Below are 22,271 nucleotides of genomic sequence, written 5' to 3' on the forward strand. Positions count from 1 at the left end.
CTCCTTTCTCGGGCCGACGGGCGATCAGGCGGGCAGGTTCCACTGCTGGTTGGCGCCGCCGAAGCAGTCCCAGATCTGGAGCCGGGTGCCGTTCGCGGAGGACGGGCCGGTGGCGTCCAGGCAGCGGCCGGAGGCCGGGTTCACCAGCGTCTTGTTGGACTGCGCCTGCCACTGCTGGGCGGCGGTGCCGTTGCAGTCGTACAGCTGGGCCTGGGTGCCGTTGGCGGTGCCGCCCGAGGTGAGGTCGAGGCACTTGCCGAGCGCCCGGACGGTGCCGTCGGTGCCCACCGTCCACTGCTGGGCGGTGGTGCCGTTGCAGTCGTAGAGCTGCACGGCGGTGCCGTTGGCTGAACTGGCGGCCGCGACGTCCACGCACTTGCCGCCGTAGCCGGTGATCCGGCCGGTGCGGCCGCCGGTCGGCGGGGTGGTGGTGCCGCCGCCGGTGATCGCGTTGAAGGTCTTGGAGAACTGGTACGCCGACTGCGGGGTGCCGCTGCAGCTGTCGGAGAGCGTGCCGCTGCTGGCGCACGCCTTGTCGCGGCCGATCGCCCAGAAGGCCAGCAACTGGATGCCCTTGGACGCGGCGAAGGACTCCAGGGTCTGCGCGTTGGCGGTGGTGAACACCTCGGCGGTGGTGTCGTTGACCCCGATCATCGGGGTGTTGCCCTCCATCGCCCACAGCTGGTCGGAGGTCTTGGACGTCCAGATCTGGCCGAGCTGGGTGTGCAGGCCGTTGGCGGCGCTGATCGCGGCCTGGCCCATGTCCATGGCCGGGCCGTAGTCCATCGTCATGATGTTGACCGCGTTGACGGTCAGGCCGCGGCTCTTCGCGTTGTTCAGCAGGCTGATCGAGTTGGATTCGAGACCCGAAGGGCTGACCGGCAGCGTGTAGTTGACGTCCAGCCGCTTGCCCGCGGCCGCCTGGGCCTGCTGGAGCTGGGCCAGCGCCTGGTTGCGGCGGTCGTTGGCGGTGGTGTCGTTCAGCGCGCCGCCCTCGATGTCCAGGTCGATCCTGGTCAGGTTGAGCGCGTCCACCACCCGCTTGTACTGGGCCTGGAGGCTGGAGACGCTGGTGCACGCCTGGCCCAGCTCGGTGCCGGAGGCGCCGCCGAAGCTGGCGATCACGTCGCCGCCGGCGGCCCGGTGCGCGTTGATCGCATTGGTCCAACCGGCGTCCGTGATCGAGGTGTTGCCGTTGAACGTGGCGTTGCAGCTGCCGTCGCTGATCACGAAGGCGAGGGTCACGTACTTCAGCCCGCCGCTGTTGCGGGCGTCCGCCAGCGTGTTCGGCGAGTTCCAGGTCTCCAGGTACGGCGCGGCGTAGTGCGCCGGGAAGCCCGGACCGGCGTTGGCCGCGGCCGAGGCCGGGCCGGCACCGGCCACCAGCAGGCCGGCGACGGTGGCGGGCAGCGCGACGGCGGCGGCGACGGCCCGGAGGCGGGTGCCGGTGCGGCTGTCGGTGCGACCGTCGGTGTGGCCTTCGGTGCGGGGGCGCAGACGGGTGCGGATCAAGGCGGCTCCTCGTGGGGGAGTACGTTCACTCGTTCAGTTAGTGAACGCGAAGCGATGCCTGAGGGAGCGTCCGGAGCGGTCCGGGCAGGGCGGATCATCCCCTGAGGGGGAATCAGTGGTGGTGGCCAGCAGCCCTGCCGGCTTTGGTCTGGACCTTTTTCAAGACGTGAAGTTAGGGGGGTCTGCGCGGCCACGTCAACCCCCGTGCGTACAGGACTCGAAGACCGTGCACGGAGCGGCCCGGTGTGGACCGCCGCGCCGGGACGTGCCCAGTTGTGTTTGTTAACAGATGAAAATCGCCCGGGACGACGGCACCGGCCGCCCGCCGCCGGTGAGGAACGGGAGGCACCCGCCACGGCCGGGGACTTCGACCGGCAGGTCATCGCAGAGTTCCGGGCGGATGGTGGGAAGAGTTCCGGGCGGACGGTGGGAAGGCCGACGGGCGCGGCGGGGCTCGGCGGCGGGCGCGGCGGTCAGCGGCTCCAGTGGGGCGGGACGCGGTTGAGGAGCAGGCTGCGGTGTTCCGCCAGTGTCATCGGGCGGGGCCGGAGCAGCGCCCCGGCGGTGGTGGTGTCTCCGGCGGCGGTGAGGGCCGCCGCGGCTGCCGCGACGGTCGGCGGGGCCAGGCGGCCGACCTCGTGCAGCAGGACCTCCAGGCGGCCGTGCTGGCCCGCCCGCCGGAAACCGGCGACCAGCGCGGGCAGTTCCGACGGCGCCCGTACCGCCCCGGCCCGCCGGACCACCTGCCCCGCGACCTCGAACTGCCCGGTGGCGTGGAACGCCGCGACCACCGCGCCCAGTTCGGCGGCCGGCCAGGCCCGCGCGACTGCCGCCACCAGGTCGTCCGGCGAGATCCCCGAGTGCCGGAGCCGGTGCAGCGTCGGCAGCCACTCCGCCCGGAACCGGTCCTCGCCCGGGGGCTGGGCCCGGACCCAGTCGAGGAACGCCGCCTCGTCCGCGATCCCCGCCCCGGTGAGCGCGGCCACCGCCGCGACGACCGCCGCGAACGGGGGGACGTTCGGCCCGGCCGGGGGCGGGTCCGCCCGGCGGGCCGCGACGGCGCGCATCCGGTGGGCGAACCGGGCGAACAGCTCCGCGCGGGCCGCGCTGATCGGGATGCCCGGCGGGGTGCGGCGGGTCGGTGCCGGGGGCAGCAGTTCGGGTGCGCGGCTCTCCAGGGCGGCGGTCAGCATGGTGAGCCGGAGCTGCTGCCCGGCCGCGCGGAGCCCGGCGAGCAGCGCCGGGAACTCGGCGCTCTCCCGGTGGTCGGGGAGGCTGCGGGTGATCTCGTTGGCGAGGCGCGGCAGCCGGGCGCTCTCGTAGGTGGCCAGCAGCGCGCCCAGCTCCGCCGCCGGCCAGGCCCGGGCCACGGCGTTCGCCCAGGCGGTGGACTGGTAGCCGCGACCGTGCCGGGCCAGCATCCGTTCGGGCGGCGGGAGTTGCCCAGCGGCGTGCAGGGCGCTGATCCAGTCGACGTACACCGACTCCGTGGCGTGCGGCCCCGGGTCCGGGAGGGGCGAGGACGGGAGGGGCGAGGACGGGAGGGGGATGGTCGTCGGAGCGGTCGGAGCGGTCGGAGCGGGCTGGGGCAGGCGGACGGTGGCGGCCGTCGGTGGGGCGGGCGTCGTCGGCCCGGGGGCGGGCAGCGGCGCGGTGACCGCCGTCGGCGCGGCGAGCGGCACGGGCGGTACGGGCGGCGAGGACGGCACAGCCGGCACGGGCTGGGGCGTCAGCCGGACGGTGTCGTGCCCGGACGGGAAGTGGACGGCGGTGGCGGGTGCGGCGGGCGTGGTGGGGACGGTGGGCGCGGGGTCGAGGTGGCGGAGGCGGTCGGCGACCTCGGCGGCGGAGCGGGGGCGGGCGTCCGGGTCCTTGGCGAGCAGGTCGAGGACCAGGCGGTCGAGCGCGGGCGGGACGGGACGGGGCGCCTCGCCGCCGGGCGGTCGGGGCGGCTCGGAGAGGTGGCGCACCATCAGCCGGACCGGGTCTCCCGTACCGAACGGCGGTCGGCCGGTGAGCAGTTCGAACAGGACGCAGCCGAGGGCGTACAGGTCTCCGCGGTGGTCGCCGGAACGGCCGTGGAAGCGTTCCGGCGGCAGGTACGCCAAGGTGCCCATCACCCGGCTGTGGGTGTCGGACCGGCCCTCGCGGTGCTTGGCGATGCCGAAGTCGAGGATCTTCAGCCGTCCGGTCCGGTCCAGGAACAGGTTGGCCGGCTTGAGGTCCCGGTGGATCACCTGCGCGGTGTGCGCGAAGGCGAGCGCGTCGCAGAGCTGGAGCGCCCAGTCCACGGCCTCGGCGACCGGCGGCGGCCCGTCCGCGCGGAGCCGGACGGCCAGGTCGGTGCCGGTGAGCAGCTCCATCACCAGGTAGACCGTGCCGTCGGGCTCCCGGCCCAGGTCGTGGACGGTGACGATGCCGGGGTGGCCGAGCCCGGCGGCGAGCCGGGCCTCGTTGAGGAACAGGTCGGTGCCGCGCGGGTCGTGCAGGTCGGTGTGCAGCAGCTTGACGGCGATCCGGCGCCGTAGCGCGACGTCCCACCCGTGCCAGACCTGGCCCATCCCGCCGCGCCCGATCAGCTCGTCCAGACGGTAGCGCGCGGCGAGCACGCGTCCTGCGGCCAAGGCTGCCTCCCCGGTCTCCCCGACCGGGCCGCGCCGGGGCGTGGTGCGGGCCGCCGGGGCCGGTCTGCCCGGGAATCTACCAGCCCGCCGCGGCCCGGGGCCGCCCGCGCGGGAACGGGCAGCGGCCTCCCCGGCGGGGGCGGAGCGGCGCTGTGGGCGGGGCCTGCTTGAATGCGCGGATGCTCGTCGCCGAACTGATCCGCCGCCTCCCCGACACCCCCGCCGTCCTGGCGCGTTGCCGCGCCCTGGCGATGCTGGACGCCGTCCTCAGCCCGGACTGGGCGGACAGGTACTACTCGTGCGACTCCGGCTGGGCGCCCGGCGAGGTGATGGCCTCGATGCGGAACGGCAGTGGCGACTCCTACTCGATCGTCTTCACCGAACAGGGCGCCTTCGCCCTGGGCTTCGACCACGAATCCGCGCTGAGCCCGTACCGGTGCGACGCGCGGGAGCCGTGGCCCGGGCTGCTCGACGAGGTGCCGGAGGCGTTCCGCGCGCAGCTGGAGGAGCCCGCTTTCCGCGACGAGGACGGGGTGCTGGAGGCCACGGTGTGCTTCTGGCGCGAGCGGGCCGACACCGCCTGGCGCACCGGCGACCTCGCCCCCGCGCCGGACGGCGGCGACCGGGACGGCGGTGACCAGGACGGCGGCGCCGCCCGGCTGTTCGACCTGCTGCTGGACGGCAGCCCCGAGGCGTACCGCGATTTTGCCGAGGAGTACTACGAGGTGGACGTCGACCTCGACGCCGTCCGCCACGTCCACGCCCTGCGCCCGCTCACCGCCGCGCTGGTGCGCGCACTGAACCCGGAGCTTGACCTCGCCGACCTCGCCGACGACATCGCGGAGATCGGCTACCCGACCGGCGGGTGCGTCCCCGGCGGGGGAGCCGCCGCCGGATGAACCTCCGCCGGAGGAGCCCCCGGTGTGTGGGCCTCCGACGGCGGGCCTCCGACGGCGGGGTGCCGCAGGCCCGGCGGTACGCGTTTCCGGGAGGGCTTGCGTCTCCCCCGGGGGGAGACGCGAGGGTGGGGCCATGGAAGGCGACGCGCTCTACTCGATCGGTGAACTGGCCCGGCGGACCGGCCTGACGGTCAAGACCGTCCGGTTCTACTCCGACCGCGGGATCGTGGCGCCGACGGAACGGAGCCCGGCCGGCCACCGCCGCTACGACCGCGCTGCCGCCGCGCGCCTGGACCTCGTGCGGACCCTGCGGGAACTGGGACTGGGCCTCGCCACGGTCCGCAAGGTCGCCGAACTGGACCTGCCGCTGCCTGAGGTGGCCGCGGCGCACGCCGAGGCGCTGGCGGCGCAGATCCGCGTCCTGCGCCTGCGGCACGCCGTGCTCACGGTGGTGGCCCAACGCGGGCTGACTCCCGAGGAGGCCGATGTCATGCACCAGCTCGCCCGCTTGACCGAGGACGAACGCCGCGACCTCGTCGAGGACTTCCTCCAGGCCGTCTTCGACGGCCTGGACGGCGATCCCGCGTTCGTGGGGGTGCGGCGCTCGATGACCCCCGAACCGCCCGAGGACCCCGGGGCGGACCAGGCCCGGGCCTGGGTGGAGTGGGCCGAGCTGGCCCTGGACCCCGATTTCCGGGCCGGGGTGCGCCGCATGGCACAGGATCTGGCGGCCGACCGGGCGCAGGACGGCACCACCGGCCCGCGCCGCGACTTCACCGCCACCGTCCACGACCTGGCCGCCCCGGCCGTGGCGGCGGGGATCGACCCGGCCTCGCCCGAGGCCGACCCCGTCGTCGAGCAACTCGCCTCCCGCTACGCGTACTTCTGCGGCCGCCCCGACGACGACGCGCTGCGCCGCCGGCTGCTGCGGCGGCTGGAGAACGTGCACGACCCGCGCCGGGAGCGGCACGCCCGGCTGCTCGCGGTGATCAACCGCTGGTCCGTCCCGCAGTCCCTGTCGCCCGTGCTCGACTGGTCCGTCGCGGCCGTGCGCGCACGGCTCCGTTGACAGCCCGCCGCCGGCAGGACCCTGCCCCGGCCGCGTCCGTGCGCTCTGCGGGTTCCCCGTAGGGGCCGTACGCCGACGACCGGTTCGCCCTCCGGCGCAACCCCTACACCGCTGAGCCGACGTCAACTCCCCTGGAAGGAACATACGGTCACGCCCATGGCCACAATCCGTCCCGCCGCCGCCCTGGCGGCCCTGCTGCTCGCCCTGCCGCTGTCCGTCGCCGCCGCCCCGCCCGCGGGGGCCGCCCCGGCCGGCGCGTCCGCCGCCGCCCCGGCCGCGGTCCGGGCCGAACTCCCGCGCCCCACCGGGCCCTACGCCGTCGGTCAGGACGTCCTGGAACTCGTCGACCGGAACCGGCCCGACCCGTGGGTGCCGGCGTCGGGCCCGCGCCGGCTGATGGTGTCGGTGTACTACCCGGCCGAGACGGGCACCGGCAGCCCGGCTGCGTACATGACCCCCGGCGCGGCACGGATGCTGCTGGACGCCAAGCTGCCGGGCACCACCATCCCCGCCGACGCGCTCACCGCAACCCGGACCTGGGCCGCCTCCGGCGCCCGCCCCGCGCCCGGCCGCTACCCGCTGGTCCTCCTCTCGCCGGGCTTCACCCTGCCCCGCACCTCGCTGACCGGCCTGGCCGAGGACCTTTCCAGCCACGGCTACGTGGTCGCGCTGATCGACCACACCTACGAGAACACCGGGACGACCTTCCCCGACGGAACCACGCTGCCCTGCGTGATGTGCGGCCGGTTGCGCTCCCCGGAGGACTGGGCGGGCCTGGACCGCAGCCGCGCCCGCGACGTCTCCTTCGTCATCGACCGGCTCACCGCCCGTCCCCACCCCGCCTGGCGCCACTCCCGCATGATCGACCCCGCCCGGATCGGCACGGCCGGCCACTCCGCGGGCGGCGCGGCGGCCGTCCCCGCCCTGCTCGCCGACGGCCGGATCCGGGCCGGCGCGGACCTGGACGGCACCATGGACGTCCCGGTGCCCGCCACCGGCCTCGGCGGCAGGCCGTTCCTGATGATCGGGCACCCGCTGCCGGACGGCGCCGAGGACCCCAGCTGGAACGAGAGCTGGCCCCGCCTCGACGGCTGGAAACGCTGGCTGACCGTCGCCGGCACCAACCACGCCTCGTTCACCGACTTCCCGGTGCTGCTCGACGCGCTCGGCCTGCCCGACGACGGCCGGATCCTCGCGTCCGGGCGCGCGCTCCAGCTCACCCGCGCGTACGTCACGGCCTTCTTCGACCTGCACCTGAAGGGCGTCGCCCAGCCGCTCCTCGACGGGCCGATCCCACAGAACCCCGAGGTCGGCTTCCACCCGTAGCCGCCCGCCCTCGTCCCCGCCGAAGCCGCCGGACGCCCGGAACCCCGCAGCGAACCGGCTCGGCCCGGCGGACCGGCGCGACAGCGCCGCTGACCGTCGTCGCGGCGACCGGGTCCACCGGGAGGAGACCGGCGAACGGATTCACCTGCCGTCCGGGCACGACGGGGTACCGGAGGACACCGGAGCGGTGCTGCGCCACCTGGGGGCGGCAGGCTGACGGGCCGTCCGGGGCGCTCGGCTCCCGTCCGGCAGGGGCAGGCCGCCGCCGAGCAGGTCGAGGAGGTGGGGCCAGGCCAGGGCGCCCAGCCGGCTGTCGGCGGCCGGGGTGCCGCCGTGGGCGTGGACCGGGGACGGGGGCAGCGGGACTTCGCCGGGGAGCACCACGCGGTGGCCCGCGTCCGGGTCGCCGACCAGCAGGGTGCGGGGGCCGCCGGACGCGGGGCGGCGCTCGCGGAGCCGCTCGGCGAACGGGAGGGACGGCCACATCGCGTCGGCGCCGCCCGCGACCAGCAGCAGGTCGGCCCGGGCCCGCTCGACCGGGATGCGGGCCGCGGGCAGGACCGGGGCGAACGTCCGCGCGCTCTGCTCGTACCAGCCGCGGATGGCCACCGGGGCGCCCTCCGGCTCCGCGGGCGTCCAGCCCTCGTCCATCGGGACGAACGGCAGCGGACGCCCCCGCCAGGTCCAGCAGGAGCGGAACGGGCGGTCCGCGCCGTCCGGGCCCGGGCCGACGTTGCACCACACCAGGGAGGTGGGCGCCAGCGCGACGACCGCGTCCACCCGGGGATCGCGCACAGCCGTCAGCAGCGCCGCCTCCGCGCCCTTCGACGTCCCGAGCAGGCCGACCCGGCGCGCCCCGTCCGCCCGCAGCAGGTCCACCGCCGCCGTGAAGGTCTCCAACGGGACCTCGCACACCCCCGGCGGCTGCCCCGGCCCGCCGAACCAGCGGATCGCCAGCGCGTCGAACCCCGCCCGGGCCAGCACCCGCGCCCGCGCCGCCTCCACCCGCCCGCTCGACCCCGACAGCACCACCACCCCGACCGGACTGCCCCCGGCCGGCGTGCACCGCAGCCCCTCCCAGGGCTCCGCCCAGGCCCGCTCGACGATCTCCATCCGCCTCCCCTTCCTCCGTCCTGCCACCGGCACCCCCACCCTGGTCGGGCCCGCCCCCGCCACGCAAGGGCGTACCGGATGCCGTCGAGCCGCGGCGCACGCGGCCCGCAGGCCCGGGGTGCCGGTGCCGGGCTGCCGGTGTCAGGGCGAAGCGGTGCCGCGTTCCCGGCCGTTGGAGCCCCCTGCGGTTGGAGCCCCGGCGTTGGAGCCTCCGTACGCGGTGCACGGGGCGCCGGCATTTCTGGACTTGCTGGTCCATTTTTGCCCGCCTAACGTGCAGGACGTGCCCGGACGACGGCGGACGGGCCCGAGCAGGAAGGCGGTGTGCCATGCACGCGATCCGGATCGAGGAGCACGGCGGCCCCGAGGTGATGCGCTGGACCGAGCTGCCCGACCCCGTGCCCGGCCCCGGGGAGGCGCTGGTGCGGCTGGGCGCGGCCGGGGTCAACTACATGGACACCGGGGCGCGTTCCCAGGGCGGCCCGGGCTGGGCGGCGCCGACGGTGCTGGGCGCCGAGGGCATGGGGTACGTCACCGCGCTCGGCGCGGGCGTCGAGGACCTGGCCGTCGGCGACCGGGTGGCCTGGTTCTACCACCCCGGCAGCTACGCCGAACTGCTGGCCGTCCCGGCCGCCGCGCTGGTCAAGGTCCCGGACGGGGTGCCGGACGAGATCGCGGGCGGCCTGCTGATGCAGGGACTGACCGTCAACCACCTGACCACCGAGACGTTCTCCGTCACCCCGGGCAGCACCGCCGTGGTGCACGCCGCGGCCGGCGGGGTCGGGCAGCTGCTCACCCAGCTGGTCAAGGCCCGCGGCGGCAGCGTGATCGGCCTGGTCTCCCGGGAGGAGAAGACCGCGGTGGCGAAGGAGGCCGGGGCCGACCACGTCCTGGTCCACTCCGGCGGCGGGTTCGAGGAGCGCGTCCGCGAACTCACCGGCGGACGCGGGGCCGACGTGGTCTACGACGGCGGCGGCGCCGACACCTTCCGCTCCTCCCAACTGGCCCTGCGCCCGCACGGCGTGCACGCCTACTACGGCCCCTTCATGGGCGTCCCGACCATGCGGCCCACCGACCTGCCCAACAGCATCCTGCTCAGCTACCCGGTCGTGCACCACCACGTCGCCACCCGCGCCGACCTGGTGCGGCGCACCGGCGAACTGTTCGACCTGGTCCTGGACGGGCGGCTCACCCAGCGGATCACCGGCCGCTACCCCCTCGCCGACGCCGCCCGGGCGCACGCCGACCTCGAATCGCGCCGCACCACCGGCAAACTGATCCTGCTGCCCTGACCGCCGACCGTCCCGGGAGGAGAACCGTGCCGCTGACCCGCAAGGGCGCCGCCACCCGGCAGCGCATCGTCGAGGGAACCGCCGAACAGATCCGGGAGGACGGCGTGTTCGCGGTCCGGCTGGAGGACGTGATGGCCCGCACCGCGACCAGCAAGAGCCAGCTCTTCCACTACTTCCCCGGCGGGAAGGACGACCTGCTGCTCGCCGTCGCCCGGCACGAGGCCGACCGGGTGCTGGCGGACCAGCAGCCGGAACTCGGCGCACTCACCTCCTTGGACGCCTGGCGGCAGTGGCGCGACAAGGTCCTCGCCCGCTACCGCGCCCAGGGCGGCAACTGCCCCCTGCACACGGCCCTCGCCCAACTCGGCGGCGCCACCGACGCCACCCGGGCGGTGGCCTGCGAACTGCTCGCCCAGTGGCAGCGCCACCTCGTCGCGGGCATCCGCCACCTCCAGGCCGACGGCGCGATCTCCCCGGAGCTGGACGCCGACCGGGAGGCCGCCGCGCTGCTGGCCGGCATCCAGGGCGGCGTGCTGATCCTGATGACCACCGGCTCCGCCACCCACCTGGAGGCCGCCCTGGACACCGGCCTCGCCCGCCTGCGCGCGGACGGGGCCTGAGGGGGCGGGGCGGGGCACGAGGGGTGCGGGGCCTGAGGGAGCGAGGAGTGCGGGCGCTGGCGGGATCTTGACGGTCGCAGGCGCTCACGCCACTCGTGGAGCGATCGCGCCCGACCCGAAGATGGAGCCGTCGCCGACCGGGGCCACCCGCACCCGGTACGGCCCCGTCCCACCGTCGCGTCCCGCCAGGAAGAGGCCCCCGTGTCCGTCGCCGAGAGCACCCGTGAGAGCACCAGCGCCGTCCCGAGCAACGCCGGTCCGAGCAGTGCAGCTCCGAGCAGCGCAGCTCCGGGCAGCGCCGTCCTGAGCGTCCCCGCCGCCGCCCCGGCCGAGGCCGCCGCCCACTACGCCGCCCGGCTCGCCTTCGAGGCGGACGTCTCCGACGTGCACGCCGACCTCGCCGCCGGGGTGCCCGGCATCGTAGTGGTCGACACCCGCAGCGAGGCCGCCTGGGACCAGGGGCACCTCCCCGGTGCCGTGCACCTGCCCACCGCGCGGATCGCCGACCTGGCGCCGGGGACGATCGACCCGTCGCTGACCGTGGTCACCTACTGCTGGGGCCCCGGCTGCAACGGCGCCACCCGCGCGGCGCTGGCCTTCGCCCGGCTCGGCCACCCGGTCAAGGAGATGCTCGGCGGCTTCGAGTACTGGGTCCGCGAGGGCTTCGCGTACGACACCGCCGCCGGCACCGAGCAGCGCCCCGTCGACGACCTGACCGCCCCGCGCTCCGGCCTCTCCTGCGCCTGCTGAGCCCCGCGCCGCGCCCACGAACCCCCACCTGCCACCTGCTACCTCCCGCCCTCCGCCGGTCCGGCGGGCGGTCGGCGTCAGTCGCGGTAGGCGGCCGTCGCCGTCTCGACGAAGGAGCGGACCAGCGGGTCGGCCCCGTGCTCGTTCCACGCCACCACCACCCGGCTCGGCGCCAGGTCCACCACCGGCACCACCGCCAGCTCGGCGGGCAGTTCGTGCCCGAGCGGCGCCAGCCCGACCGTGCCGTTCCAGAGCACCGCCTGGAGGCACTCCTGGACGCCGCGCACCACCGGCCCCTCGCGCGGGACGCCGCCGTGCCAGTACGCCTGCCAGTGCGGATCGGTGCCCGGCGGGAAGCGGAACCAGCGGCGGTCGGCCAACTCGGCCAGCCGCAGCCGCTCGCGGCGGGCCAGCGGGTCGTCCGCCCGCAGCACCGCGCCGACCGGGTCGGACCGCAGCGTGCGCACCGCCAGGCCGGTCCCGTCGAACGGTGCCCGGGTGAGCGCGACGTCGACCAGCCCGGCGCGCAGCCCGCAGGTCGGGTCGGTCAGGTCGGTCTCCCGGACCCGGACGTCCACGCCGGGGTGGCGGCGGCGGTAGGCCGCCGCCGACCGGAACACGCCGGGGTCGGTGCCGTCGCCCAGGATGCCGACGGTGATGCCCGCGCTCCCGGCCGCCGCGCCCACCCGCACCCGCACCCGGTCCGCGTGGGCGAGCAGCGTCCGGGCCTCCGCCAGCAGCACCGCGCCCGCCGGGGTGAGCGCGACCCCGGCCGGCGAGCGGACGAACAGCAGCGCGCCGAGGTCGGCCTCCAACTGCTTGACGGCCCGGCTCAGCGGCGGCTGGCTGAGGTGCAGGCGGCGGGCGGCCCGGCCGAAGTGCAGTTCCTCGGCGACCGCGACGAAGTACCGCAGGGTGCGTAGCTCCACGCTGCGACGATACCCAGCCGGTATCGGCGGTCCGGAACGGGTCTTGGACAGCGCCCGGCCCCGGCGGTGGGGTGGACGGGGACGCGGCCGACCCGGCCGCCGCCACCGCCCGGCCCCGCCCAGCGGCGGCCACGTCCGAACGGGAACCATGGAACTCGCCTACTGGATCGTCGCGGGCCCGCTCGCCCTCCTCTACCTCTACGGGGGCGCGCTGAAAGCGGTCCGCAGCCCCGACCGGCTCCGCCCGATGATGGCCTGGGTCGACCGCGTCCCGCTCCCCGTCCTGCGCACCCTCGGCGGGCTCGAACTCCTCGGCGCCGCGGGCCTGCTGCTCCCGCCGCTGACCGGCACCGCCACCTGGCTCGCCCCGACCGCGGCGGCCGGTCTGCTGCTGCTCCAGGCCGGCGCGATCCCGGTCCACCTCACCGGCGGCGACCGCCGGATCGGACTCAACCTCGTGCTGCTGGCCGCCGCGGCCGCGGCCCTCGTGCTGTCCGTCGGGTAGCCCGGGCCCGGGGCCGAGCGGGCTGGAGAACAAATGGGTTGGACGGACGGCGGGAGGTTGCTACTGTTCGGATCACCGTGACCGGAAGCGAGGAGGTGAGTTCCCGATGAGAGCTGGATCGAGGCGGGTGCTCCCCCTTTCCCCACGGTGCAACGACTGACACAGGTGTCGTCGGGAGCGCTCGCGTGACAACGCAGGCACTCCCGAAAGGCGAAAGCCATGAACACCGTGCAGATCACCCGGGTCGACGAGACCCAGTGGCAGGCCCTGGCCGACGACGTGGTCGTCGGCCACGGCGACGTCTCCTCGCGCCGCCACGACCTCCGCTACGTCAGCATCGACGTCTGGGACGACGCGGCCTTCCAGCCGCTCGCCGGGGCGATGCTCACCGCCCTGCCCGCCCCGCTCCGCACCCTGGTGCCGGGGGACGACGACACCGGCCTGGCCGCCCGCTGGGAGCGGGCCGGCTTCGTCCCCGAACGACGGGAGTGGGAGTACCTGCTGTCCACCGCCGTCGCCGCCGAGGCCCCCCGCCCCGCCCCGGGCGTCACGATCCTGCCCGCCGGGGCGGCCGACGAGGCCGCGCTGCGGGCGCTGGACCGGGAGATCCGGGCCGAGGTCGAGGCCGGGCCCGGCTGGCACACCATGCCCGCCGAGGTTCGACCCGGCCCTCCGGGGGACACTCTCATCGACCCCTCCCTGTACGCCGTCGCCGTCCACCGGGGCCGGTACGCCGGGCTGGTGCGGGTGGTCCGCGGTCGCGGCCCCGCCCGGATCGGCCTGCTCGCGGTCCGCGCCGCCGACCAGCGGCACGGCCTCGGCCGCTCCCTGCTCGCCCACGCCCTGCACACCCTGCACCGGGCGGGAATCCCCACCGCCTGGGCCGAGGTCGACCAGTCGCGCGCCGCCGCCACCACCCTCGTCGAGAGCTTCGGCGCCGAACGGACCGGCCAGGTCCTGCACCTGATCCACCCCTGATCCACTCCTGATCGACCCGCACCACCCCGCCGGAACCCCACCAGAGAATCGAGATCCCTTGCCACGCGTCGCCAAGGGCCTGGAGCTCGAAGGCACCGTCCTCGAGTGTCTGCGCAACGCCACCTTCAAGGTGGAACTGCAGAACGGCCACCACGTACTCGCCCACATCAGCGGAAAGATCCGCAAGAACTACATCAAGATCCTCCCGTTCGACCGCGTCCTGGTCGAACTCAGCCCGTACGACCTGACCAGGGGCCGCATCCTGTTCCGCTACCGCAACTGACCCCCCGCCAGACCTGCCAGATCCGTCAGGTCCGCCGCCCCGGAGTGTGGGACACCGCACATCGGGGCGGTGCGCGTTGCTCCGGCCCGCTGCCGGGTGACAGAGTGCCGGGCATGGCGGGAGACGGGCAGGTCGGGGACGTGGGTGCGGCGCCGGAGCGGGTGTTCGACTGGCTGGACGAGGCCGCGGCCGTCCGCGCGGAGGCCGGGCTGACGAGGCGGCTGCGCAGTCGGCCGGCCGAGGACCCGGTGCTCGACCTGGCGTCCAACGACTACCTCGGGCTGACCAGGCACCCGGCCGTCACCGCGGCCGCCGCCGAGGCCGCCGTGCGCTGGGGCGGTGGGGCGACCGGCTCCCGGCTGGTCACCGGGACCACCGAGGCGCACACCGAGCTGGAGCGCGAACTCGCCGAGTTCTGCGGGTACGAGGCCGCGCTGGTGTTCTCCTCCGGCTACACCGCCAACCTCGCCGTGCTCACCGCGCTCGCCGGTCCGGACACCCTGATCGTCTCCGACGCCCACAACCACGCCTCGCTGATCGACGGCTGCCGCCTCGCCAGGGGCCGCACCGTCCGCGCCGCGCACTGCGACCCCGGCGCGGTCCGGGCCGCCCTCGCCGGGCGGGCCGAACCCCGCGCCCTGGTGGTCACCGACTCGGTGTTCTCGGTCGACGGCAACGCCGCCCCGCTCGCCGGACACCTCGCCGCGGCCCGGGAGTCCGGCGCCGCCCTGGTCGTCGACGACGCGCACGGCCTGGGCGTGCTGGGCCCCGGCGGCGCGGGCGCCGGAGCCGCCGCCGGCATCGCCGGACAGCCCGACGTGGTCGCCACCGCGACGCTCTCCAAGTCCCTCGGCGCCCAGGGCGGCGTCGTCCTCGGCCCCGAACGGGTCGTCCGCCACCTGGTCTCCGCCGCCCGCACCTTCATCTTCGACACCGGCCTGGCCCCCGCCGCCGTCGGCGCCGCCCTCGGCGCCCTGCGCCTGCTGCGCGCCGAACCCGGCCGGGCCGCCGACGCCCTCCGGGTGGCCCGCGAACTCGCCGACCGGCTCACCGAGTCCGGCCTGCACGCCTCCGCCCCCGACGGCGCCGTGGTCTCCGTCCGCGCCGAGGACCCGAGCACGCCGTGCGCTGGGCCGCCGCCTGCCGCGAGGAGGGCCTGGCCGTCGGCTGCTTCCGCCCGCCGTCCGTCCCCGACGGCGTCCCGCGGCTGCGCCTGACCGCCCGCGCCGACCTGACGGACGAGCAGGTCGCCTTCGCCGTCGGCGTGGTGCTCAAGACCCGCTGAACCGGTCCGGGGCGCGCCGGGCGCGGCTCGCCCCGGACCGGGCGCGGCATCAGCCGAAGACGACCTGGTCGACCGTCCAGAACGCCGAGTTGGTGCCCGTGTAGCGGAACTGGAACCGGGCCGTCGACGCGCCCGCCGGGACGGCGACGTCCAGGTGCTCGACGGTGTTCAGGTCCGCGCGGTAGGACTTCACCAGCTGCGCGGCGCCGCCGTCGAACGAGACGTACACGTCGCCGGTCTGCGGGCCGTCGACCTTGTAGTCGGTGGCGAAGGACAGCGTGCCGTGCGTGCGGCCGGCCACCGAGTACGCCGGGCTGACCAGCGTCGAGTCGAACTGGCCGGTGCCGTGCGACTTGTCGTCCCACTCGTCGGAGTCCGCGACCGCGAACACGTTGCGGGCCCGGACGTTGGTCTCCCGGCTCTGGCCGAGCTGCGCCGCCGTCCAGAACTCGTCCGTGGCGAACGCCCAGCCGCGCCACTCGGTGACGCCGCCGGACGGCATCCGCGTGTTGTCGATCGACCAGCCGGCCGGCGGGGTGTGGGTGAAGCCCTTGACCGTCGCGCCGATGCCGCTCTCGTCGACCCGGGTCTGCAGGCTCGGCCGCAGCGCGTCGAACTCGTCCGGCACGATCTCGTCCACCGGCTTGCCGTCCAGGCCCCAGGCCGGGTCGATCGGCGCGCCCTCGTGCTTGAGGACGGTCGGCGCGATGTCCACCGGCTTGACGTCGTAGCGGTGCGCGCCGGCCGCGTAGCCCCGGCCGTTGAGGACCATCCAGGTCTGCCGCTCGTTCGCCGAGTTGCCGCCGTGGCCGCCCGCGTCGGTGTGGCCGTGGTCGGTGGTGACCACCACCAGCCAGTCCTCCGCGGCGTACGTGGCACGGGACCGGAGGCCCGCCAGCACCTGCCCGACCCGGGTGTCCGCGTCGTGGATCGCCGCCAGGTACTGGCCGGACGCGCCGCCGTACGAGTGCCCGGCCTCGTCCACCTCGTCCAGGTGCAGGAACACCGAGTCCGGGTTGCCGTGCGCCAGGTAGTCGGCGGTGTCCGCGGCGGCCTTCGCGTCGTTCTCGCTCTCCGAGACCCGCAGGTCGGCCCTGCTGCTGAAGACGGTGGTCGCGATCGGGTTCCAGGAGCCGACCACCAGCGTCGAGGCGGCCGGGGCGGCGCTCTCCAGCCGGCTCGTGTAGTCCGGGTACAGGTCGAAGCGCGAACCGGTGAAGTTGTTGTCCATCACCTTGTGCTTGTCCGGCCACACGCCGGTCGCGATGGTCGACCAGCCCGGGCCGGAGAGGGTCGGCGCCAGCGGGTTCGCGTACAGGTTGGACGTCGCCGTGGTGCCGGAGGCGATCAGCGCCTTCAGGTTCGGCGCGTCTGCCGTGAGCAGCTTGTCGTACCGGGTGCCGTCGATGCCGATGACCAGCGTCTTGGCCTGCTTGCTGCCGTTCGGCAGACCGTTGTAAGCGCCGGTGGCGGCCACGGCGGACGAGCCGCCCAGCGGGACCAGCGCGGCCGCGACGACGGCCGCCGCGGAGAGGGAGAGGGCCATGGTGGAACGGGAGTTGCGCACGGGGGCTCCCAACGGGAAAGCGTCACGGTGCGGTTGCACCGGCACCGAGGATGGGCCGGGCGGGCGAGCGCGAGCCCGCGCCGAATCCACGGTTGTATGAACAAGCGCCAAAATTCAGTCCAGACCGGTTATCCGTTCGTGATGTTCCGTGGACGTCCGGACCGAGGGTGGATCGGGGCGGGCCGGGGCGGGCCGGGAGCGGGGGAGGGGTGCTCGCTACCCTGGGCCGGTGAACCACGGCCCCTCCCGCGCCCCCCTCGCCCCCGCCCGGTCCGGCGTCCCCGAGCACGGCCGGGTGCCCAAGTACTACCTGGTCAAGGCCGAACTCGAAGAGCTGATCGAGGAGTTGGGCCCCGGCGGACGGCTCCCCACCGAAGCCGGGCTGGCCGAGCGGTACGGCGTCGCCCGGGCCACCGTCCGCCAGGCCCTGCGCGACCTGCTGATCGAGGGCCGCCTGCGCCGCCAGGGCCGCGGCACCGTGGTGGCCGGCGCCAAGATCGAACAGCCGCTGTCGCTGGCCAGCTACACCGAGGGCGTCACCCGCCAGGGCCTGCGCCCCGGCCGCACCCTGATCGCCCTGGACCGCCAGCCCGCCGACCCCGCGACGGCCGACCGCCTCGCCGTCCCCGCGGGCGAGCCGCTCTGGCACCTCGAACGCGTGCTGCGCGCCGACGAGGAGCGCGTCGGCCTGGAGTCCACCTACCTGCCGGTGGCCCGCGTCCCGCGGCTGGCCGCCGAGTTCGACCCCGCGGGCTCGCTCTACGGCTACCTGCGCGAACGCGGCGTCCACCTCGCCGGAGCCGAGGAACGCATCGAGACCGTCCTCGCCACCCCGCGCGAAGCCCTCCTGATCGGCACCCCGCCCGCCCTCCCGATGCTCCTGCTGAACCGCCGCAGCCGCGACGCCGCCGACCGCCCGCTGGAACTCGTCCGCACCCTCTACCGCGGCGACCGCTTCAGCTTCACCCTCGACCTGACCGCCCCCACCACCGACTGACCACCGGCGGGCCGCCGGCGGGCCGCCGGACGGCTCGCGCCGGTGGTGAACGCCGCGGAGCGCGGCGTCAGGCGAGGGACTTGCGCATCAGGGTGCAGACCGTCTCGTGGCGGCGCAGGGTGCCGTCCGCGTCCTCCACCTCCCAGGAGTCGGGGGCGCGGCCGAAGGCGCGGTAGCCGAGGCGCTCGTACAGGGCGCGGGCGCGCGGGTTGGACTCCTCGACGGCGAGCTCGGCCCGGGGCAGGCCGCGCGCGGCGATCCGCTGCTCGGCGGAGCGGATCAGCAGCGTGCCGATCCCGCAGGACTGCAGGGCCGGGTGGACGCCCAACTGCCAGAGCGTGCCCGCCCCGGGCGCGACCGTGTAGTCGACGCCGCCGACCGCCACCGGCAGCCCCGCCGGCGTGCACACCGCCAGGTAGTCGACCTCGCCCGCCCCGGCTCGGCGGAGCTGCCGGACCAGCTCGCGCACGTGCTTGGGCGAACCGGCCCAGCCGCAGGACGGCAGGTCGGCCTCGGCGAGGTCGCGCACCGACAGGTGCAGCCTGATCTCGGTCATCGCGGTGTCCCTCCGGTTCGGCCCGGGCCGGTGCGGCTCCGGCCGTGGCCGTGGGCGTTCCCATTGCAGCAAGCCGTGCCCCGGGACGTCCAAGGGATTTGTGACGGGGGGTCAGTCCGGAGTTCCGAGAGCGGCGGCGTCGGCGGACCGGCGAATCAGACAAGGAACTTGGCAAAGTTGCTTGTCCGGTTCTACGCTCGCCCCATGAGCGAGAACCCCGGCCCGCCCGGTTCCGCGGCGTCCGCGCAACGCCTCAACGACGCGGTCAAACGCCTGCGGGCCCGGCTGCGGACGGAGTCCGGGCAGCACGCGACCGGGCTGAGTCCGACGCAGCTCGGGGTGCTGGCGGGCGTGGTGCGGGAGGGCCCGACGACGGCGGCCCGGCTCGCGGCGGCGGAGCGCGTCAGCGCGCAGGCCATCGCGCAGAGCCTGGCGGTGCTCAGGGCCGCCGGGCTGGTCCACAGCGAGCCCGACCCCTCGGACGGGCGGAAGAAGCTGATCAGCGCGCACGCCGCGGCGGCCGAACTGGTCGACCGGCTGCTCACCGGGCGCGCCGCCTTCCTGGCCCGGGCGATCGACGCGACCGTCGCCGAGCACGAGCGGGCGGACCTGGCCCGGGCGATCGAGCTGCTGGAACGGCTCGCCGACGTGGACCTGCGCGGCGGCGCGGGATGACCGCCGCTGCCGCGCGGGCGACGGAGCCCCGGACGGGCGGGCCGCCGCCCGCGCAGCCCGTGCCGGGAAGCACCGCGCTGAACCGCCGCGCCGAACCACTGCGCCGAACCCTCGCGCCGAACCGCCGCGACCCGCACCCGACAGCCCCGCATCCCGTACCGCACGAGGAGATACCCGCATGACCTCCCACGACGTCCCCGCCCTGGTGCCCGCCCGGACCGCCCTGCTGGCCATGGACTTCCAGAACGGCATCGTGCCGATCGCCCCCGAGCCCGAGGCGTTGCTCGCCCGGGTGCGGGAGGCCGCCGCGCGGGTCCGGGCGGCGGGCGGGACCGTCGCGCACGTCCGGGTGGCCTTCACCGAGGAGGACTGGGCGGCGGCCTCCGAGCGGAACAGGTCCTTCGGCGCGGTGGCGGCCAACAGGGCGCTGCACCACCTGGACGAGGCCACCCAGTTCCACCCCGGACTCGCCCCGCTGGAGGGCGACATCGTGGTCCGCAAGGTCCGGATCGGCGCCGGGTCCACCACGGACCTGTACGAGCGGCTCGCGGCCCGCGGCGTCGACACGCTGGTCCTGAGCGGGATCAGCACCAGCGGCGTCGTGCTGTCGACGCTGCTCGACGCCGCCGACCGGGACTACCGGCTCTACGTGCTCTCCGACGGGGTGGCCGCCCGCGACCCGGAGGTGCACCGCGTCCTGCTGGAGAAGGTGTTCCCGAGCCGGGCGCACGTCATCGACACCGCCCGGCTGGCCGAACTGCTGGGCTGAGGCCGCCCGTTGCCGCCGCCCGTTGCCGCCGTCCGCCCTGCCGACGGCCCGCCCGGGTCACGGCCCGCCCCGGTCAGGGGCGGACGGCGACCGCGCCGTAGCAGGAGGCGCCGGCGTCGGTGATGTGCTCGGTGTCGTCCTCGGGGGAGGGGTTCCAGCGGGTGGTGGCGACCAGGCCCGGGTCGAGGAGGTCCCAGCCGGTGAAGAACTCGCCGAACCGGTCGCGGGTGCAGGCCGCGACCGGTGTGCCGGCGGCGGTGTAGACCTGGATGAGCCGGGCGGTCTCGTCGGGGGCGAAGTCGGGCGTCAGGTGGCTGATCACCAGCGCGGACCCGCGGGGCAGCCGGGCCTTGAGGCCCTCGGTGATCCGGTGCGCGTCGTCCGGGACGAAGTGCAGCAGCGCGTTCATGCTGAGCGCGACCGGCCGGTCGAAGTCGAGGGTCCGGGCGGCGGCCTCCAGCAGCGCGTCCGGCTCGCGGACGTCGGCCTGGACGTAGGCGGTGACGCCCTGCTCGGTGCCGCGCAGCAGGGCCTGGGCGTGCAGCAGCACGATCGGGTCGTTGTCGGCGTAGACGACCGCGGCGTCCGGCGCGATCCGCTGGGCCACCTCGTGCAGGTTGGGCGAGGTGGGGATGCCGGTGCCGATGTCGAGGAACTGCCGGATGCCGGAGCGGGCGAGCAGGCGGGTCGAGCGGCGCATGAAGGCGCGGTTGGCGCGGGCGGCGGAGCGGGCGTAGGGGAAGACGGCCAGGGCGCGGCCGGCGGCCTCCCGGTCCGCGGGGAAGTTGGTCGTCCCGCCGAGGTAGAAGTCGTACATCCGGGCCGAGTGCGCCAGGTGGATGTCGAGGTTGACCTCGACGCCGTCGGTCCGTCCGCTCACGTCCGTCACGCGCGCCCCCTGATCGTCCGTCACTCCTGCGCTGCGCCCACTATGCCCATACGGGCGAACGGAGAATCAAGGGGGGTGGCCGTACCCGGGGCGCGGCCGGGCGAAACGGTCGGAATCGATCATCGGTCGGTCCGATCCGGTCGGCGTGCCGGATAAGCTGGTTGTCCGGCAGGGTGACGTGCGGCTGATCGGGAAACCTCTTGTGCCGGATTACCACGTCGGCACCTGATGCGCCTTAATGTTCCTGTGGGGTAAGCGAGTTCTGGCGATCGGTACCGGCATCCGGCTGCGGCGACCAGGGTGCCGCCGGGGAGGAGTGGGGCGTGAACGAGAGCGAACGGGCGGTGGGCGACCGGCACCGCCTGACGTTCGACGCATTCTGTGACACGCACCACCGGACGTGGACCGGCTTCGCCGCCGCCCGCCTGGGCGACCCCGGCGCGGCGCGCGGCGCGGTGGAACTCGCCAAGGGCCGGGTCTGGCAGGAGTGGCCGCGCATCCTGCGCGAGCAGTTCCCGGCGTTCCAGGCCTGGACGATCCTCAAGGAGGAGGTCGGCGCGGCCCTGCTGCAGCGGATGATGGACGGCGAACCGCCGCCCTCCCCGGCGCACGTCCCGCTCTGGGTCTGCGCGGTGCGGGTCGCCGCCGAGCGGGCCGGCGACCTGCCGGAGACCGCCGCCGACCACTGGCAGCTGTACGCCGCCCTGCGCGGGCTCTCGGAGCGGCGCCACGACGTGGTCCTGCTGCGCTACCTGCTCGGCCTGACGGACCGCCAGATCGCCGACTGCCTGGCCACCACGGAGGCCAACGTCCGCTCCACCGCCACCCAGGCCCTCGACCGGCTGGCCGCCGCCCTCGGCGCCCGGAACAGGGAGCGCCGATGACCGCCGGACCGGACAGCCTCCACCCGCCCGCCACCCGCGAGCCCCGCCCGCACCCCGGCGGCCCGCACCGCGCAGGCGGCCAGAGCGACCAGGGTGGTCAAAGCGGCCAGGGTGGTCAAAGCGGTCAAAGCGGCCCGGACGGCCCGGACGGCCCCGGCGTCTCCTGGGACCGGCTGCTCACCGCCCCCCGCCCGTTCCCCTCCGAACACCTCCAGGCCGCCCACGAACTCGACCTGGCCACCTCGCTGGTCCTGGCGATGCCCACCGCCGCCCCCTCGCTGGACCTGCTCGTCAACGACGAACGCATCCACCCCGAGGGCGCCCTGGTCCTGGGCGCGCTGCTGCACGCCGCCCGCCACCGCGAGGGCGCCCAGTTCTGGTGGCAGTTCGCGGCTGGCGGCGGCTCCTACACCGCCGCGTCCTGCCTGAGCCTGCTGCACCGCAGCCTCGGCGAGTTCCTGGACGCCGAGGTCTGGCGCCGCCAGGCCGAGGCGCTGGCCGCCCGCCCCCGTCCGCCGCAGCACGTCCTCGGCGTCCGCGACACCCTGCTCCCGGCGGGCGTGCTCGCCGAGATCCTCGCCCTGTGCCACGACGGCCTCGGCGTCAAGCTCCCGCCCCGGCTGGCCGCCGTCATCCACCAGCTCCCGGTCGACTGCGACGACCTCGAGTACGGCGAACTCCCGCAGGTGAGCAGCACCCTGGTCCGCGACCTGGCCCGCTGACCGGCTGACCGGCTGACCGGCTGACCG

At 75.5% G+C, this 22,271-nt stretch carries 21 protein-coding genes and 1 pseudogene; 15 read left to right on the forward strand and 7 right to left on the reverse strand.

The genetic code is table 11. The annotated features are described in order from the left end of the window. Positions 1 to 24: 24 nt before the first annotated feature. Entirely contained in the window at positions 25 to 1,512 is a 1,488-nt protein-coding gene (locus tag QMQ26_RS34200) for a ricin-type beta-trefoil lectin domain protein (protein WP_282204014.1), read from the reverse strand. A 473-nt stretch (positions 1,513 to 1,985) separates the two neighbouring features. Beyond that, positions 1,986 to 4,136 carry a serine/threonine-protein kinase gene (locus QMQ26_RS34205; protein ID WP_282204015.1) on the reverse strand — a complete coding sequence of 717 codons (2,151 nt, stop codon included), beginning with the start codon at positions 4,134 to 4,136 and terminating at the stop codon, positions 1,986 to 1,988. Between the two features lie 179 nt (positions 4,137 to 4,315). On the opposite strand from QMQ26_RS34205, the gene QMQ26_RS34210 reads away from it, so the two are divergent. The 3 genes from QMQ26_RS34210 to QMQ26_RS34220 all read left to right on the forward strand — a co-directional run bounded on the left by QMQ26_RS34210 (position 4,316) and on the right by QMQ26_RS34220 (position 7,430). Next, positions 4,316 to 5,035, forward strand: coding sequence for a hypothetical protein (locus QMQ26_RS34210; protein WP_282204016.1), 720 nt, complete (start codon positions 4,316 to 4,318; stop codon positions 5,033 to 5,035). Positions 5,036 to 5,168: 133 nt separating this feature from the next. Continuing rightward, complete coding sequence (locus QMQ26_RS34215) at positions 5,169 to 6,104, forward strand: MerR family transcriptional regulator (RefSeq protein ID WP_282204017.1); 936 nt, start codon at positions 5,169 to 5,171, stop codon at positions 6,102 to 6,104. Positions 6,105 to 6,260: 156 nt separating this feature from the next. Beyond that, positions 6,261 to 7,430: an alpha/beta hydrolase family protein gene (locus tag QMQ26_RS34220; protein ID WP_282204018.1), complete on the forward strand. Its 1,170-nt coding sequence runs from the start codon at positions 6,261 to 6,263 to the stop codon at positions 7,428 to 7,430. 141 nt (positions 7,431 to 7,571) lie between these two features. Here QMQ26_RS34220 and QMQ26_RS34225 read toward each other — a convergent pair whose 3' ends face one another. Then, positions 7,572 to 8,543, reverse strand: a complete 972-nt coding sequence (locus QMQ26_RS34225; RefSeq protein ID WP_282204019.1) for an acyl-CoA thioester hydrolase/BAAT C-terminal domain-containing protein — start codon at positions 8,541 to 8,543, stop codon at positions 7,572 to 7,574. Positions 8,544 to 8,872: 329 nt separating this feature from the next. Here QMQ26_RS34225 and QMQ26_RS34230 point away from each other — a divergent pair, with 329 nt between their 5' ends. From QMQ26_RS34230 to QMQ26_RS34240, 3 genes are all read left to right on the forward strand, one after another. Then, positions 8,873 to 9,835: a quinone oxidoreductase family protein gene (locus QMQ26_RS34230; protein WP_282204020.1), complete on the forward strand. Its 963-nt coding sequence runs from the start codon at positions 8,873 to 8,875 to the stop codon at positions 9,833 to 9,835. 26 nt (positions 9,836 to 9,861) lie between these two features. Then, positions 9,862 to 10,455 carry a TetR/AcrR family transcriptional regulator gene (locus QMQ26_RS34235; protein WP_282204021.1) on the forward strand — a complete coding sequence of 198 codons (594 nt, stop codon included), beginning with the start codon at positions 9,862 to 9,864 and terminating at the stop codon, positions 10,453 to 10,455. 201 nt (positions 10,456 to 10,656) lie between these two features. Continuing rightward, on the forward strand, positions 10,657 to 11,205 hold the full coding sequence (locus QMQ26_RS34240; RefSeq protein WP_404814018.1) for a rhodanese-like domain-containing protein: 549 nt from the start codon (positions 10,657 to 10,659) through the stop codon (positions 11,203 to 11,205). A 77-nt stretch (positions 11,206 to 11,282) separates the two neighbouring features. Here the strand turns inward: QMQ26_RS34240 and QMQ26_RS34245 are convergent, their stop codons facing one another. Then, positions 11,283 to 12,134: a LysR family transcriptional regulator gene (locus QMQ26_RS34245; RefSeq protein WP_282204022.1), complete on the reverse strand. Its 852-nt coding sequence runs from the start codon at positions 12,132 to 12,134 to the stop codon at positions 11,283 to 11,285. Between the two features lie 148 nt (positions 12,135 to 12,282). Here QMQ26_RS34245 and QMQ26_RS34250 point away from each other — a divergent pair, with 148 nt between their 5' ends. From QMQ26_RS34250 to QMQ26_RS34265, 4 genes and pseudogenes are all read left to right on the forward strand, one after another. Then, on the forward strand, positions 12,283 to 12,639 hold the full coding sequence (locus QMQ26_RS34250; RefSeq protein WP_282204023.1) for a DoxX family protein: 357 nt from the start codon (positions 12,283 to 12,285) through the stop codon (positions 12,637 to 12,639). Positions 12,640 to 12,858: 219 nt separating this feature from the next. Beyond that, positions 12,859 to 13,617, forward strand: coding sequence for a GNAT family N-acetyltransferase (locus tag QMQ26_RS34255; RefSeq protein WP_282204024.1), 759 nt, complete (start codon positions 12,859 to 12,861; stop codon positions 13,615 to 13,617). A gap of 58 nt (positions 13,618 to 13,675) precedes the next feature. Further along, positions 13,676 to 13,900, forward strand: a complete 225-nt coding sequence (gene infA, locus QMQ26_RS34260) for a translation initiation factor IF-1 (RefSeq protein WP_030463886.1) — start codon at positions 13,676 to 13,678, stop codon at positions 13,898 to 13,900. A gap of 113 nt (positions 13,901 to 14,013) precedes the next feature. Then, positions 14,014 to 15,185: pseudogene (locus tag QMQ26_RS34265) on the forward strand (8-amino-7-oxononanoate synthase). A 49-nt stretch (positions 15,186 to 15,234) separates the two neighbouring features. Here QMQ26_RS34265 and QMQ26_RS34270 read toward each other — a convergent pair. After that, positions 15,235 to 16,752, reverse strand: a complete 1,518-nt coding sequence (locus QMQ26_RS34270; protein WP_282204025.1) for an alkaline phosphatase family protein — start codon at positions 16,750 to 16,752, stop codon at positions 15,235 to 15,237. A 229-nt stretch (positions 16,753 to 16,981) separates the two neighbouring features. On the opposite strand from QMQ26_RS34270, the gene QMQ26_RS34275 reads away from it, so the two are divergent. Beyond that, the gene (locus QMQ26_RS34275) at positions 16,982 to 17,749 is read left to right on the forward strand and encodes a GntR family transcriptional regulator (RefSeq protein ID WP_100838940.1); all 768 of its coding nucleotides are present in this window, start codon (positions 16,982 to 16,984) and stop codon (positions 17,747 to 17,749) included. Between the two features lie 67 nt (positions 17,750 to 17,816). Here the strand turns inward: QMQ26_RS34275 and QMQ26_RS34280 are convergent, their stop codons facing one another. Beyond that, complete coding sequence (locus QMQ26_RS34280) at positions 17,817 to 18,305, reverse strand: GNAT family N-acetyltransferase (protein WP_282204026.1); 489 nt, start codon at positions 18,303 to 18,305, stop codon at positions 17,817 to 17,819. A gap of 204 nt (positions 18,306 to 18,509) precedes the next feature. Between QMQ26_RS34280 and QMQ26_RS34285 the strand changes: the two genes are divergently transcribed. Together QMQ26_RS34285 and QMQ26_RS34290 are read left to right on the forward strand one after the other, a co-directional pair. Further along, complete coding sequence (locus QMQ26_RS34285; RefSeq protein ID WP_282204027.1) at positions 18,510 to 18,980, forward strand: MarR family winged helix-turn-helix transcriptional regulator; 471 nt, start codon at positions 18,510 to 18,512, stop codon at positions 18,978 to 18,980. A gap of 178 nt (positions 18,981 to 19,158) precedes the next feature. Further along, positions 19,159 to 19,749: a cysteine hydrolase family protein gene (locus tag QMQ26_RS34290; protein ID WP_100838937.1), complete on the forward strand. Its 591-nt coding sequence runs from the start codon at positions 19,159 to 19,161 to the stop codon at positions 19,747 to 19,749. 73 nt (positions 19,750 to 19,822) lie between these two features. Here the strand turns inward: QMQ26_RS34290 and QMQ26_RS34295 are convergent, their stop codons facing one another. Next, positions 19,823 to 20,566, reverse strand: coding sequence for an SAM-dependent methyltransferase (locus QMQ26_RS34295; RefSeq protein ID WP_404814234.1), 744 nt, complete (start codon positions 20,564 to 20,566; stop codon positions 19,823 to 19,825). 395 nt (positions 20,567 to 20,961) lie between these two features. On the opposite strand from QMQ26_RS34295, the gene QMQ26_RS34300 reads away from it, so the two are divergent. Continuing rightward, positions 20,962 to 21,522, forward strand: a complete 561-nt coding sequence (locus tag QMQ26_RS34300) for a sigma factor-like helix-turn-helix DNA-binding protein (protein ID WP_282204029.1) — start codon at positions 20,962 to 20,964, stop codon at positions 21,520 to 21,522. Further along, on the forward strand, positions 21,519 to 22,244 hold the full coding sequence (locus QMQ26_RS34305) for a hypothetical protein (RefSeq protein WP_282204030.1): 726 nt from the start codon (positions 21,519 to 21,521) through the stop codon (positions 22,242 to 22,244). Before QMQ26_RS34300 ends, QMQ26_RS34305 begins: the two co-directional genes overlap by 4 nt. The last annotated feature ends 27 nt before the right edge of the window (positions 22,245 to 22,271 follow it).

This window comes from Kitasatospora fiedleri, from assembly GCF_948472415.1.
Lineage (GTDB): Bacteria > Actinomycetota > Actinomycetes > Streptomycetales > Streptomycetaceae > Kitasatospora > Kitasatospora fiedleri.

Bases quoted from the DNA above. Each gene is read 5' to 3' on its own strand.
- QMQ26_RS34210 (WP_282204016.1), top strand. From the start codon at position 4,316: ATGCTCGTCGCCGAACTGATCCGCCGCCTCCCCGACACCCCCGCCGTC.
- QMQ26_RS34215 (WP_282204017.1), top strand. From the start codon at position 5,169: ATGGAAGGCGACGCGCTCTACTCGATCGGTGAACTGGCCCGGCGGACC.
- QMQ26_RS34220 (WP_282204018.1), top strand. From the start codon at position 6,261: ATGGCCACAATCCGTCCCGCCGCCGCCCTGGCGGCCCTGCTGCTCGCC.
- QMQ26_RS34225 (WP_282204019.1), bottom strand. From the start codon at position 8,543: ATGGAGATCGTCGAGCGGGCCTGGGCGGAGCCCTGGGAGGGGCTGCGG.
- QMQ26_RS34230 (WP_282204020.1), top strand. From the start codon at position 8,873: ATGCACGCGATCCGGATCGAGGAGCACGGCGGCCCCGAGGTGATGCGC.
- QMQ26_RS34250 (WP_282204023.1), top strand. From the start codon at position 12,283: ATGGAACTCGCCTACTGGATCGTCGCGGGCCCGCTCGCCCTCCTCTAC.
- QMQ26_RS34255 (WP_282204024.1), top strand. From the start codon at position 12,859: ATGAACACCGTGCAGATCACCCGGGTCGACGAGACCCAGTGGCAGGCC.
- QMQ26_RS34280 (WP_282204026.1), bottom strand. From the start codon at position 18,305: ATGACCGAGATCAGGCTGCACCTGTCGGTGCGCGACCTCGCCGAGGCC.
- QMQ26_RS34285 (WP_282204027.1), top strand. From the start codon at position 18,510: ATGAGCGAGAACCCCGGCCCGCCCGGTTCCGCGGCGTCCGCGCAACGC.
- QMQ26_RS34290 (WP_100838937.1), top strand. From the start codon at position 19,159: ATGACCTCCCACGACGTCCCCGCCCTGGTGCCCGCCCGGACCGCCCTG.
- QMQ26_RS34295 (WP_404814234.1), bottom strand. From the start codon at position 20,566: ATGTACGACTTCTACCTCGGCGGGACGACCAACTTCCCCGCGGACCGG.
- QMQ26_RS34305 (WP_282204030.1), top strand. From the start codon at position 21,519: ATGACCGCCGGACCGGACAGCCTCCACCCGCCCGCCACCCGCGAGCCC.